This window comes from Pandoraea sp. PE-S2R-1, assembly GCF_002179865.1.
In the GTDB taxonomy this organism is placed as follows: Bacteria; Pseudomonadota; Gammaproteobacteria; order Burkholderiales; family Burkholderiaceae; genus Pandoraea.
Genome location: NZ_NGUR01000010.1, coordinates 270,365 through 283,512, shown reverse-complemented (window position 1 = coordinate 283,512; position 13,148 = coordinate 270,365). Strand labels below are relative to the sequence as shown.

Annotated in this window: 12 protein-coding genes; 8 read left to right on the top strand and 4 right to left on the bottom strand. The window is 63.3% G+C overall.

The window, feature by feature from the left end:
• The first annotated feature begins 5 nt into the window (after positions 1–5).
• From CDV44_RS11800 to CDV44_RS11770, 7 genes are all read left to right on the top strand, one after another.
• On the top strand, positions 6–632 hold the full coding sequence (locus CDV44_RS11800; protein ID WP_087688211.1) for an L-threonylcarbamoyladenylate synthase: 627 nt from the start codon (positions 6–8) through the stop codon (positions 630–632).
• Positions 633–717: 85 nt separating this feature from the next.
• On the top strand, positions 718–1,383 hold the full coding sequence (locus tag CDV44_RS11795) for a site-2 protease family protein (protein ID WP_087688210.1): 666 nt from the start codon (positions 718–720) through the stop codon (positions 1,381–1,383).
• 58 nt (positions 1,384–1,441) lie between these two features.
• Positions 1,442–2,644, top strand: a complete 1,203-nt coding sequence (locus CDV44_RS11790; protein ID WP_087688209.1) for a tryptophan--tRNA ligase — start codon at positions 1,442–1,444, stop codon at positions 2,642–2,644.
• Positions 2,641–3,270 carry a bifunctional 2-polyprenyl-6-hydroxyphenol methylase/3-demethylubiquinol 3-O-methyltransferase UbiG gene (locus CDV44_RS11785; protein ID WP_087688208.1) on the top strand — a complete coding sequence of 210 codons (630 nt, stop codon included), beginning with the start codon at positions 2,641–2,643 and terminating at the stop codon, positions 3,268–3,270. The genes CDV44_RS11790 and CDV44_RS11785 overlap by 4 nt, the downstream gene beginning before the upstream one ends.
• 42 nt (positions 3,271–3,312) lie before the next feature.
• Complete coding sequence (gene dapA, locus CDV44_RS11780; RefSeq protein WP_087688207.1) at positions 3,313–4,230, top strand: 4-hydroxy-tetrahydrodipicolinate synthase; 918 nt, start codon at positions 3,313–3,315, stop codon at positions 4,228–4,230.
• 52 nt (positions 4,231–4,282) lie between these two features.
• Complete coding sequence (bamC, locus tag CDV44_RS11775; RefSeq protein WP_087688206.1) at positions 4,283–5,431, top strand: outer membrane protein assembly factor BamC; 1,149 nt, start codon at positions 4,283–4,285, stop codon at positions 5,429–5,431.
• A gap of 8 nt (positions 5,432–5,439) precedes the next feature.
• Complete coding sequence (locus CDV44_RS11770) at positions 5,440–6,237, top strand: MBL fold metallo-hydrolase (RefSeq protein ID WP_087688205.1); 798 nt, start codon at positions 5,440–5,442, stop codon at positions 6,235–6,237.
• Positions 6,238–6,367: 130 nt separating this feature from the next.
• Here the strand turns inward: CDV44_RS11770 and CDV44_RS28030 are convergent, their stop codons facing one another.
• Positions 6,368–6,628 carry a hypothetical protein gene (locus CDV44_RS28030; protein WP_170935958.1) on the bottom strand — a complete coding sequence of 87 codons (261 nt, stop codon included), beginning with the start codon at positions 6,626–6,628 and terminating at the stop codon, positions 6,368–6,370.
• Between the two features lie 179 nt (positions 6,629–6,807).
• Positions 6,808–8,139, bottom strand: a complete 1,332-nt coding sequence (locus tag CDV44_RS11760; protein WP_371328751.1) for a JmjC domain-containing protein — start codon at positions 8,137–8,139, stop codon at positions 6,808–6,810.
• Between the two features lie 85 nt (positions 8,140–8,224).
• Here CDV44_RS11760 and CDV44_RS11755 point away from each other — a divergent pair, with 85 nt between their 5' ends.
• Positions 8,225–8,752, top strand: coding sequence for a peptidylprolyl isomerase (locus CDV44_RS11755; protein ID WP_087688202.1), 528 nt, complete (start codon positions 8,225–8,227; stop codon positions 8,750–8,752).
• A gap of 158 nt (positions 8,753–8,910) precedes the next feature.
• Here CDV44_RS11755 and CDV44_RS11750 read toward each other — a convergent pair whose 3' ends face one another.
• Positions 8,911–10,278: a hypothetical protein gene (locus tag CDV44_RS11750; RefSeq protein ID WP_087688201.1), complete on the bottom strand. Its 1,368-nt coding sequence runs from the start codon at positions 10,276–10,278 to the stop codon at positions 8,911–8,913.
• 17 nt (positions 10,279–10,295) lie between these two features.
• Positions 10,296–13,040 (bottom strand): DNA mismatch repair protein MutS, encoded by a 2,745-nt coding sequence (gene mutS / locus CDV44_RS11745; protein ID WP_087688200.1) that lies wholly within the window; start codon positions 13,038–13,040, stop codon positions 10,296–10,298.
• Between the last annotated feature and the right edge of the window lie 108 nt (positions 13,041–13,148).

Below are 13,148 nucleotides of genomic sequence, written 5' to 3'. Positions count from 1 at the left end.
ACGCTATGTCGCAATTCTTCCAGATCCATCCGGAAAACCCGCAGTCACGTCTCATCAAGCAGGCCGTCCAGATCATCGACAAGGGCGGCATCGTGGCGTTGCCTACCGATTCGAGCTACGCAATTGCCTGTCACATCGACGACAAGAGCGCTGTCGATCGCCTGCGCCGCATTCGCGGACTCGACGAGAAGCAAATGCTCTCGCTGCTCGTGCGTGACCTGTCTGAACTCGCCGAGTTTGCGATGGTGGACAACCGTCAGTTCCGGCTGATCAAGGCCACGACGCCGGGGCCCTACGTGTTCATTCTCGAGGCCACGAAAGAGGTGCCGCGCCGGTTGTCGCATCCGTCGCGAAAGACCATCGGCCTGCGCGTGCCGGATCACGCCATCACGCTGGCATTGCTCGAAGAGCTCGGCCAGCCGCTGCTCGCCACGACCCTGATCCTGCCAGATGAAACCGAGCCGCTGAACGACCCCGAGGAGATTCGTGAGCGGCTCGAAAAGCAGCTCGATCTCGTGATCGACGGCGGGGCTTGTCCGAAAGAGCCGTCGACCGTGGTCGATCTGACGGTCACGCCGCCCGAGGTCATCCGTCGGGGCCGCGGCTCGCTGGTGCCGTTCGGGCTGTCCTGATCGGGCCGGGCAACCCCTCGGTGGCCGGGATTGCGCAATATCCCGTAATACTGGCGCGCGGGCTGGCTTGCTACAATAGCCGGCTATGAATGCCGACCTGATCCAGACCATTGCGGTCTACGCGCTCCCCGTCCTCTTTGCGATTACGTTGCATGAGGCGGCCCATGGCTATGTCGCGAAGTATTTCGGCGACCCTACGGCCTTTCTGATGGGGCGCGTGACGCTCAATCCCATCAAGCACATCGACCCGATCGGCACCATTCTCGTGCCGCTCGCGCTCTATTTCATGACGAGCGGTGCGTTCCTGTTCGGTTACGCCAAACCGGTACCGGTGGCGTTCGGCAGTTTGCGTAACCCGCGCGTCGATACCATCTGGGTGGCGCTGGCCGGCCCGCTGTGCAACTTTGCTCAGGCGATTTTGTGGGCACTCTTCGGCGTGGGCTTGCAGATCGCTGGTGTGCATGAACCGTTCTTCATGATGATGGCGCAGGCCGGGTTGCTGGTGAACCTCGTCATGTGCATGTTCAATCTGTTCCCGATTCCGCCGCTCGATGGCGGGCGCGTGCTCGTCTCGCTGCTGCCGGCGCGTGCGGCTTACACGCTCTCGCGCCTCGAGCCGTTCGGCTTCTTCATCGTGATGGCGCTCGTGGTGAGTGGTGTGCTGGGCCGTGTGTGGCTCTGGCCGCTCATTCAATGGGGCCGCGACCTCATCGTATGGATGCTGACGCCGTTGCTGTCGCTGATTTCCTGACGATCCCGAAAGACACAGATTCACCCACAAAAAGCACCACAAAACAACACCGGACCCTATGTACCCCGAACGCGTTTTCTCCGGCATGCGACCGACCGGTCGCCTGCACCTCGGCCACTATCACGGTGTGCTCAAGAACTGGATTCAGCTCCAGTCCGAGTACCCGTGCTATTTCTGTGTGGTCGACTGGCACGCGCTCACCACGCATTACGAAACCCCCGAAGTCATCGAGCAGAACGTGTGGGACGTGCTGATCGACTGGCTTGCCGCCGGTATCGATCCGAATCAGGCCACGTTGTTCATTCAGAGCAAGGTGCCCGAGCACGCGGAACTCGCGCTGCTGATCGGCATGAGCACGCCGCTGGGCTGGCTCGAGCGCGTGCCGACGTACAAGGAACAGATCGAGAAACTGCGCGAGAAAGACCTGTCGACGTACGGTTTTCTCGGCTATCCGGTGCTGATGGCGGCCGACATTCTGCTGTACCGCGCGCTGCACGTGCCGGTAGGGGAAGATCAGGTGCCGCACGTCGAGATGACGCGCGAAATCGCGCGACGCTTCAACTATCTGTACGGTCGCGAAACGGGCTTCGAAGAGAAGGCGCTGTCGGCTGCACGCAAGCTCGGCGGCAAGCGCTCGAAGTTGTATCTCGAACTGCGTACGGCGTATCAGGAGCAGGGCGACGACGAGGCGCTGGAACAGGCGCGCGCGATGCTCTCCGAATCGCAGTCGCTGTCGATGGGTGACCGTGAACGGCTCTTCGGCTATCTCGAAGGCGCCCGCAAGCTGATTCTGGTCGAGCCGCAGGCGCTGCTCACGCCGGCTTCGCGCATGCCGGGGCTCGATGGCCAGAAGATGTCGAAGTCGTACAACAACACGATCGGCCTGCGCGAAGACGCGGAATCGATCACGAAGAAGGTGCGCACCATGCCGACCGATCCGGCGCGTGTGCGACGCACCGATCCGGGCGATCCGGATAAATGCCCGGTGTGGCAACTGCATCAGGTCTACACCGATGACGACACGCGCGACTGGGTGCAGAAGGGGTGCCGTAGTGCCGGCATCGGCTGTATCGAATGCAAGCAACCGGTCATCGAAGGCATTCTGCGCGAGCAGCAGCCGATGCTGGAGCGCGCGCAGAAGTACATGGACGATCCGTCGTTGCTGCGCGCCATCGTCGCCGATGGCTGCGAGAAGGCGCGCCGTTCTGCGCAGGAAGTCATGCGCGACGTGCGCGAAGCGATGGGACTGCAATATTCATGACGGCGACGCCAGTCTCCGGCATCGGTATCGACGGCGCGGCGGTGAGTGAGACCGCACCGCACGGTACCGGCGCACCGTCGGCGTGGGTCGCGCGTTGGGCGCATCTTGTCCGGCCCGGCGCGCGTGCGCTCGACCTCGCTTGCGGTTATGGCCGTCACACGCGCTGGCTCGCAGGACTCGGGGCGCAAGTGAGCGCCATCGATCGCGATGCCGATGCGCTTGCCACATTGGCGACCTTGCCCGGCGTCACCGCATTGCAGGCCGATCTCGAAGGTGCGGCGTGGCCATTGCCGGACGAGGCCGTCTTCGACGTCGTCATCGTCACGAATTATCTGTACCGTCCGTTACTTGCCCGTATTGCGGCGTGTGTGGCCCCCGGCGGGGTGCTGCTGTACGAAACATTTGCGCAGGGAAACGAAAGGTTCGGGAAGCCGTCCAATCCCTTGTTTTTATTGGCGCCCGGCGAGTTGCTGGAAGTGGCTCGCGCGGCGAATCTGCGCGTGGCGGCCTATGAAGATGTCGCGCTCGCAGCACCTCGTGCGGCCTGCGTGCAGCGTTTGTGCGCGACGCGCGCGACCCCCGGGGAAAACCCCGGGACTGCCGCGCTGTACGAGGCGGCGGCGTAATCCGCTACAATCCACCCTTATCGCTGAATTGTTCGATAAACCATGACTACCCAAACACCGATTCAAGGCAGTATCGTCGCGATCGTCACGCCGATGGCCGAAGACGGCAGCCTTGACCGCGAAGCGCTGCGCAACCTGATCAACTGGCATGTCGACGAAGGTACCGACGGTATCGTCATCGTCGGCACGTCGGGCGAATCGCCGACGGTCAACGTCGAAGAGCATTGCGAACTGATTGAAATCGCCGTGCAGCAAACGGCCGAAGCCGGGCAGTCGCGCGGCCGTAAAGTGCCGGTGATCGCCGGCACGGGCGGCAACTCGACGGCCGAAGCCATCGAACTGACCAAGCACGCGAAGTCAGTGGGTGCCGATGCTTCGCTGCAAGTCGTGCCGTACTACAACAAGCCGACGCAGGAAGGCCAGTACCAGCATTTCAAGGCCATTGCCGAAGCCGTCGAGCTTCCGGTCATCCTCTATAATGTGCCCGGCCGTACCGTGGCGGATGCCAGCAACGATACGTTGCTGCGTCTGGCACAAGTGCCCGGCATCGTTGGCGTGAAAGACGCCACGGGCAACCTGGATCGTGGTATCGACCTGATCCGGCGCGCCCCGAAGAGCTTCGCCGTGTATAGCGGCGACGACCTGACGGCCGTAGCGCTCATGCTGATGGGCGGTCAGGGTAATATCTCGGTCACCGCCAACGTGGCACCGCGTGCAATGCACGAGTTGTGCGTCGCTGCGCTGGCCGGCAACGTGGCCAAGGCACGAGAACTGCAATTCGCGTTGTTCGAACTGCACCGTGCAATGTTCGTCGAAGCCAATCCAATCCCCGTGAAATGGGCACTGCAAAAGATGGGTATGATCGCGTCGGGCATTCGCCTGCCGCTCACGCCGCTCGCGCAGGCGTATCAGGAAACGGTGCTGAGTGCCCTGAAGGCGGCGAATATCGCTGTCGTTTAAGTTTTTCATTGTGGCTCCCGGGATCGATTGCCCACCCCTTTTTTTGCGACTCATGAAACGAATCGTCAGTATTTCCGTAGCTCGTCCCGTGCTGGCATGGGCCGCTATCGCCTCGTTGGCCCTCGTTGCCGGTTGCAGTTCGCTCTCCAGCGCCCTGTCCTCGGATAAGGTGGATTACAAGAGCTCCAAGGTCGGCCCCTCGCTCGACGTTCCGCCGGATCTGACGAATGTTCAGGCCAACGACCGCAAGTACGTGTCGCCGGCCGGTACCGCTACGCTGTCGAACTACGAAACGCAGCAGAAGGTCGTTGCCGCCAATCCGAATGCGAACGACACCGTGCTGCCCGACGTGCCGGGCATGAAGGTCGTGCGCGACGGCAACCAGCGCTGGTTGGTGATTCAGAAGGCACCGGCCGATCTGTGGCCGACGCTGCGTGAATTCTGGCAAGAAAACGGTTTTGTGCTGACCATCGATTCGCCGGACACCGGCGTGATGGAAACGGACTGGGCCGAGAACCGCGCCAAGCTCAATCAGGACATCATCCGCGACCTGCTCGGCAAGGTGCTCGACGGCCTGTATTCGACCGGCGAGCGCGATCGCTTCCGCACCCGTGTGGAACGTGATCCGAACGGCGGCACGGACGTGTACATCACGCACCGCCGCATGGTGGAAGTGTTCACGAACTCGCAGAAGGACACGACCAAGTGGGAACCGGCGCCGAATGATCCGGGTCTCGAGGCGATCTTCCTGACGAAGATGATGCAGCGTTTCGGCGCACAGACCGAACAGGCGAAGGCGCAAGTCGACAACGCCAAATCGGGCGCGCCGGCGAGCCAGGTCGTGAAGACGGCTGACTCCGCTTATCTCGACATCAACGAGCCGTTCGATCGCGCATGGCGTCGCGTGGGCGTTGCGCTCGACCGCGGTAACTTCACCGTGGACGATCGCGATCGCGCCAAGGGCCTGTATTTCGTGAGCTATGTCGATCCGGCATCGCTGGCGAAGGACAATGGCTTCTTCTACAGCCTGTTCCATGCGAAGGAAGTGCAGGACAGCAAGAAGGCGAAGAAGTACAGCGTGAACGTGCAAGGCCGCGGCGACAGCCAGACCCGCGTGCAGGTGCTCGACGAGAAGGGTAACGTCGACAACTCGCAGATCGCGCAGACGATCATCAGCGTGATCGGCAACCAGCTCCGTTAAGGCGGGGCGTGCGGTTCGCCAGTCTGGGCAGCGGCAGCGAAGGTAATGCCCTGCTGGTGGAGGCGTCGGAAGGCGCCTCCACCACACGTATCCTCCTCGATTGCGGATTCTCGATGCGAGAGATCGAGCGGCGCCTGCTGGCACGCTCGGTCGACGTGGCTTCACTCGATGCCATCGTCATCACGCATGAACACGCCGATCACATCGGCAGTGCACTCTCCCTCTCTCGCAAACATCGCATCCCGCTCATCATGAGCTGGGGCACGGGGCAAGCCGTCAAGGCACATGCCGCGCGCAAAGGCGATAGTGACGATGGTCTGGCGCTCGTGCGCTGGTGCCGCTCCGATGAGCGGGTCGCCGTAGGCGGCATCGAACTGGCGCCCTACACGGTGCCTCACGACGCGCGAGAGCCCCTGCAATTTGTCTTCTCCGATGGCGCACGCCGGCTGGGCGTGCTTACGGACGCCGGCTGTGCGACGGCGCATCTGATCGCGACGCTCGGCGGCTGCGATGCGTTGGTGCTCGAATGCAATCACGATCGCGAGATGTTGGCGAACAGCAAGTATCCGGCATCGCTCAAGGCGCGCATCGGCGGCACGTACGGGCATCTGGCCAACGACACGGCGGCAGAGATTCTGGCGGCGATCGATCGTGAGAAGTTGCAGCGGGTGATTTGTGCTCACCTGAGCGAGCAGAACAACACGCCTGAGCTGGCGATGGCGGCGATGTCGGCGGTCATCGGTGCGGCAGCCACGGAGATTCTGGTGGCAACCCAAGCGGGCGGGTTCGACTGGTTGACGTGTTAGCCGTGTGAGGCGTCTGTGCCGTGCGGGCGGTATCGGCCGGGCGGCCATGCGTCGACAAATACGCGGGGCAATAAAAAAGCCGGTCGAAAGACCGGCTTTTTTTACTCAACTGCCTTGCGGCAGCGAGAGCTTACTTGCTAGCAGCAGCGTCAGCAGCCGAAGCAACGGCGTCAGCAGCAGCACCAGCAGCCGAAGCGGCCGTGTCAGCAGCAGCACCGGCAGCCGAAGCAGCCGAGTCAGCAGCAGCGCCAGCAGCCGAAGCAGCGTCCGAAGCAGCCGTAGCAGCCGAAGCGGCAGCGTCAGCGGCCGGAGCAGCGGCTTCTTCCTTCTTGCCGCAGGCGGTCAGAGCCATAGCAGCCAACAACGAAGCGACGAGGAGAGACTTCTTCATGATCACGTCCTTTTATGGTAGAAGACAAGCGAATGAATAATTAGTTACGGTAATACGCTCTTGCCAGCGCAAAGCCGATTGCGAGACATTGGCAATTGAGGATTACCCTTGGTCATGCAAGCTGCTTGGCGAGAAATTATATTGGGTTTTCCCCAAGGCGTCACGTCTATCTCGCGCATTTACCCCGCTTTTTTCCTTACCGTGCGCAACTTTCGCACGATTGGTGTATCCGGCCCAAGAAGTAACCAGCCCGAGGCGTACCAATCGTACAGAATTTCGGCAATTTCTTGGTCATTTTGGTCGAAATTCGCACATTCGCTCGCTTCCAGCGTCCGGTGATCGGCAAGTCGCCGTAACGTCGATCGCGCGTTGACGGGTACTTCGAGCGGTTCGCCGTTAACGTAGTATCGGTTGCGTCGATACAACAATTGCGACTTCGCAGAGAGCGCTACACCCCGTGTAGCGGCCGCACGCGCAAAGCGTGCCGGTGTTAACGGCGTATCAGGTGCGTCGAAAAACACATGCGACTTCGGCTCGCTGAGCCAGCGTCCGAGAAAATCTTCCACTTCCTTTTGGCCCCATCGCACTTTCTCGAGCTGTGAGACCAGTGTGTCGATCATGGCATCCGGCAGGGCGGCGGGGTGTTTGACGGCAGGTTGATGCGGATCGGCGTATCGGCCAGCGAAATGGCGGGAAAACGAGAGTTCCGGCGCGTTTTCTGCCAGGTGATACAGGAAGTTCTGGAGCATCTCCTGCTCGAGCGGTGCGCGAAAGCCGATCGAATACGTCATGCATTCACCTTCGGCCACGCCGTCGTGTGCATAGCCGGGCGGCAGGTACAGCATGTCGCCGGGTTCGAGCACCCATTCTTCTTCGGCTTCAAAGTGTTTCAGAATACGCAGCGGCACGCCTTCCTGCCACGTGGTGTCGCGTTGCGGCCCGATGCGCCAGCGGCGCTTGCCGTGCGCTTGCAGCAGGAACACGTCGTACAAATCGAGGTGCGGGCCGACGCCGCCGCCATCGGTGGCGTAGCTGATCATCACGTCGTCGAGACGAGCGTCGGGAATGAAGCGAAACTGTTGCATGAGCGCGTCGACGGCGTCAGCGTGCAGGTTGACGCCCTGTACCAGCAGCGTCCACTGCTTGCGCGTGAGCGGCGGCAGATCGTCGGCGTCGAACGGGCCGTGTTCGAGTTGCCAGCGCTTGCGCGAAAGGCTAACGAGGCGCGATTCGACATCGTCTTGCGCGGCGAGTGCAAACAGCGCTTCACGCGAAAGCGGGGCGGTGAAACCGGGAATGGCCTGGCGGATGAGCAGCGGGCGCTTGTGCCAGTAGCGCTTCATGAAAGCGTCCGGGGTCAGGCCGCCGAGCAGCGTCGATGTGGGCTTGGATGTCGTCATGCGTAGGTCGTTGGTGCGTCGGGGCGGGAGGCCGTCGGCGCAATGTGCGGTGTTCGTGCCGTGCGGGCAATGTGCCGTCGGCCGCCGTTTGGCCGCGCCGGCGGGGCGCAAAACCCTTATCGATCGATCATTGGCTCGCCATCAGGTTGCGCTCACGCAGGTCCGCTATAATGCGGGCTGTTTTTCGGAGAGTTTGATGAAGATCGAAAAGAATACTGTCGTGTCGGTGACGTACTCGTTGTCGGACGCTCAGGGCAACCTGATTGAAGAAAGCGGCGCCGAGCCGATGGTCTACCTGCACGGCGGCTATGATGGCACGTTCCCCAAAATCGAGGAAGCACTCGATGGTCAGGACGTCGGCTACGCCACGCAACTGCAACTCGAACCGGCCGACGCGTTCGGCGACTACGATCCCGAGATGATCAAGGTCGAAGAGCGCAGCCGTTTCCCGGATCCGCTGGAAGTCGGCATGCAGTTCGAAGGCACGCCGGAAGATGGCGACGAAGAAGGTGACACGTTCATCTACACGGTGACCGATGTGGCCGACGACAAGGTCGTGCTCGACGGGAATCACCCGCTGGCCGGCATGGCGCTGCGCTTCGACCTGAAGGTGACGGACGTGCGTCCCGCGACGGAAGAAGAAATCGAGCACCGGCATGCGCACGGCGCAACGGGTCTCGAGATCGTCGACGAAGACGAAGACGACGCCCCCACGATTCACTAAGCTTGCTGCGTCGCACGCGCCCCGCTAACGGGTGCCGGGCGACGGCGAGCGCGAGTCGCCAGAACGAATTCGCCGGACCGGTGCACTGCTCACGCAGTGCGCCGGGTCCGGCGTTTTTCGTTTCGATCCGTGGAAAGCAACTGGCTGCCTGCGGTGACTCAGTCGTCGCGTGCCGGTGCTCGGGCGGCGGGCTTGTCGCTGGGCATCAACGACGGTCCGAGCGGCGTGACGCCCTGATTCGGGTCCGAGTTGTTGATCGCAGCACCTGACGCCGGATACAGCGTGGAGTAGGGCGCACCATAAGGCCCCATCCCTTCGCCGCCGATGCCCGTCTCAGGGTAGGGGGTGAGCCCTCGCGGCGGCGTCGGCCCCGTGCTTTTCTGCGCACTTGCCGCCGCACTGTTCGCCGGCAGCAACACCCCATCGACGCTGAACACCTGCGCGGTGCCCGGATCTACCCGCACGCGCACCCAACGGTTCACGGTCGGCGTGCCGTACGTGCTCACCTGTGTGAACGATTTGACGATCGCGCCGTGCACGTCACGCAGCGGCTGCGTCAAGTGCAGGGTCTTGCCGCTGTCGATCAGCAGAATCGGCGCCTTGAACCGGCTCGCGAGCTTCTGCAACTGCACGCGGAAGTCCTTGTACCCGTCGACACCTCGCCGCTCGTTGCGATCGGAGAACATCCCGCGCAAGCCGCCGCCGCGCACCGGTTCGAATTCCGGATCGGCCTGCACGACGATGACCATGCCTTGCGCGTCCTTCTGCTGCGCATACACGAGGGCGTGCTGCAACCAGACGCGCGTCGCAATCACCCGATCTTCGAACTCGCCGTTGCGCCCGCCGGCCGAGCGGTAATTGTTGTTGTTCCCGGGCAGATTCAGGCCGACGAACACGATGCCGCGATAAAACCACCGCACGTTCTCGTGATACTGCCGAAAGCGCGCCATATCGCTCTGGCGCGTGAGATCGAACTGCGCGTGTCCGACCGGGCCGGGCCCCAGGACGTCGTCGTTGCCGAAGGCCCGATCGCGCAGGAAGTCGAGCCGCTCAATGGGGTTGTAGCTACCGTCGGTGGCACGCTGACAGTCGGCCCAATCGTTCGCGCCCGGCACGTAGATGAGCGGTTTGGGAGAACTGGAGAGCAGGTTGATCCGCTCGGTGATGAGTTCGTCGCGGCAGGACTCGGTCGGGCTCTTGAAATTGCCCGCATGCACGACGAACGCCGCCGGCCCGTCGCCGATCGTGGCCAGCACGCTGCGCACGACCGGCACCTCGGTGTTGCCGAACGGCGTATTGCCGAGCACTGCGAATTCGAACGGCGGCAGCTTGGGCGTGGCTTTGACGGGCGTTTTGGTAGGTGTTTTGGCGGCCGCGTGCGAGCGGCCGCTCTGTGCGGCTGTCGTTGCCGCCGTCGTCGGTGCCGGCCCCGTCACGAGCGCGAGCATGACCAGCGCGACGCAAGCCCGGCCGGTGCTGCCGAAGCGTGCGACGCGAGGGATGCTCAGATGACGAGAGCTCGGCATGGCGATGCGTGGCGGCCTCAGTTCGACGTGCGGCCGGCCAGCAGGCCGCGCAGTTCGTACAGCAGATCCAGTGCTTCGCGAGGGCGGAGGTCGTCCGGGTCGATGTCGGCCAGTCGCGCCAGCGTGGCCTCGACGGCCGGATCGAGCGCAGGTGCGCCCGCGTGCTGCGCCGCATTGCGCCTGTCCGGGGCCATCCCGTCGATCGCATCGATGGCGTCGCGCTCGTCGACGTCATCGCTGTCGTGATTGACCGCCGCACGCGGTGCGAACAAGTCGAGCTGCGGTGCCGCCGGATCGAGTGCCTGCTGTTCAAGCAATGCCAGATGCTTGCGCGCGGCACGAATCACCGGCATCGGCACGCCGGCGAGTTGCGCAACCTGAAGCCCGTAGCTCTGGCTGGCCGGGCCGTCCTGCACCGCGTGCAGGAAGACGATGCCTTCGCCGTGCTCCACAGCCGAAAGATGCACGTTGGCGCATTGCGGGAATTCGTCAGGCAGTTGCGTCAACTCGAAGTAGTGCGTGGCGAACAGGGTGTACGAGCGGTTGTGCCCGAGCAGATGGCGTGCGATGGCCCAAGCCAGCGCAAGACCATCGAATGTCGACGTGCCGCGCCCGATTTCGTCCATCAGCACGAGACTCTGATCGGTGGCCGTGTGCAGAATCGCTGCCGATTCGGTCATCTCCACCATGAAGGTCGAGCGCCCGCCGGCGAGGTCGTCCGACGCGCCGATACGCGTGAAGATCGCATCGAGCGGACCCAGTCGTACGGATTCCGCCGGCACGTAACAGCCCACATAAGCGAGCAGCGCGATCAGCGCCGTCTGACGCATGAACGTCGATTTACCACCCATGTTCGGGCCGGTGATCAACAGCAGGCGGCGCGGGTCGCCGAGCGAGCAATCGTTTGCAATGAAGCGCTCGACCTGCTGCTCGACCACCGGGTGGCGGCCTTGACGGATATCCACGACGCGTTCGGCGACCAGATCGGGCTTGACCCACCCCAGCGTTTCCGCACGCTCGGCGAGGGCGGCAAGCACGTCGAGCTGCGCGAGCGCTTGCGCAATGCGCTTGAACTCGCCGATATGCGGCAGCAATTCCTGCAACAGCGCTTCGTAAAGCACCTTCTCGCGGGCGAGCGAGCGCTCCTGTGCGGAGAGGGCCTTGTCTTCGAAGGTCTTGAGTTCCGGCGTGATGTAGCGCTCGGCATTCTTGAGCGTCTGGCGGCGACGGTAGTCGTCGGGCACCTTGTCGGTCTGGCCGCGCGTGACTTCAATATAGAAGCCGTGCACCTTGTTGAACTCGACGCGCAGATTGTTGATGCCGGTGCGGGCACGCTCGCGCGTTTCGAGATCCACCAGAAACTGGCCGCAGTTCTCCGAGATGTCGCGCAGTTCGTCGAGATCGGCGTCGTAGCCGCGTGCCATCACACCGCCGTCGCGCAGCATGACGGCGGGTTCTTCCGCGATGGCGGCCGTCAGCAAAGCGAGCGATGCCTCGGGAATGGCAAGGTCTTCGTGCAGCATGGCGAGCAGCGGTGAGTGCGCTTCGACCGCGCGCAACGTCACGTGCAGTTCGGGCAGGCGGCGCAGGGCGTCGCGCAGGCTCGACAGATCGCGCGGGCGTGCTGTGAGCAGCGCGAGACGAGCCGTAATGCGCTCCACGTCGGCCACATGACGCAACTCGCCGCCCAGTGCACGCCAGGCACCGGGGCCTTCGAGCAGCGTCGCGATGGCCTGATGACGGGCCTGCGGCACTTGCTGATCACGCATCGGGTGATGCAGCCAATGACGCATCAGGCGGCTGCCCATCGTCGTGCCGCAGGTGTCGAGCAGGGAGAGCAGCGTGGGCGATTCCGTCCCGCGCAGCGTCTCGGTCAGTTCGAGATTGCGGCGGGTGGCGGCGTCGAGGCCAATATAGGCGGCTTCTCGCTCTACGTTCAGATTTTGCACATGGCGCAGCGACTGGCCCTGCGTGGCGGCTGCGTATTGCAGCAACGCACCCGCAGCGCCAAGCGCCGGGTTCAGGCCGTCGCAGCCGAAGGCCGTCAAGCTTGCCACGCCCAGTTGATCGCGCAGGCGCTGGGTACCGGCAGCCGTGTCGAAATGCCAGTCGGGCACGCGCGTGGTGGTGCCGAGCGAGAGACCTTCGAGGGCCTCCAGCGCGCTATCGGGCACCAGTGTCTCGGCCGGACGAATGCGTTCGAGCTCGCGTGCCAGCTTGTCGGCGGCCACCTCCATCAGGCGCAGTTCGCCACTCGCGAGCGATAGCCACGCCAGACCGGCAAGGCGTTCGCCCGAGCGCCGCGCCGACGACGGGGCGGCAGGGGGCAGTTGTACGGCCAGCAGGTATTGATCGAGTTTGTCGCTGAGCAGGGCGGCGTCGGTGAGTGTGCCCGGCGTGACAATGCGCACGACTTTGCGCTCCACGGGGCCCTTGGAGGTCGCCGGGTCGCCGATCTGCTCGCAGATGGCCACGGACTCGCCGAGCTTGACCAGCTTGCCGAGATACTGCTCCACGGCATGGTGCGGCACACCGGCCATGCGAATCGGCTGGCCGCCCGACTGGCCGCGCGCGGTCAGCGTCAGATCGAGCAGGCGCGCCGCTTTCGCCGCATCGTCGTGAAACAGCTCGTAGAAATCGCCCATGCGATAGAAGACGAGCATGTTCGGATGATCGGCCTTGATGCGGCTGTACTGCTGCATCATCGGCGTCATCGGTGCGGCTGCGGGGGCTGGGGTGGCTTGGGCTTGGGTGCTCGTCATGAAAGAAAAATCGGGTCGAAGCGACTGAATTCGGGGTGAGGCTGCTTAGCGTGGCCAATCGGGTGCGTTCATGTGACGTGCCGGGCCGGGCCCGGAACACCTCAAATC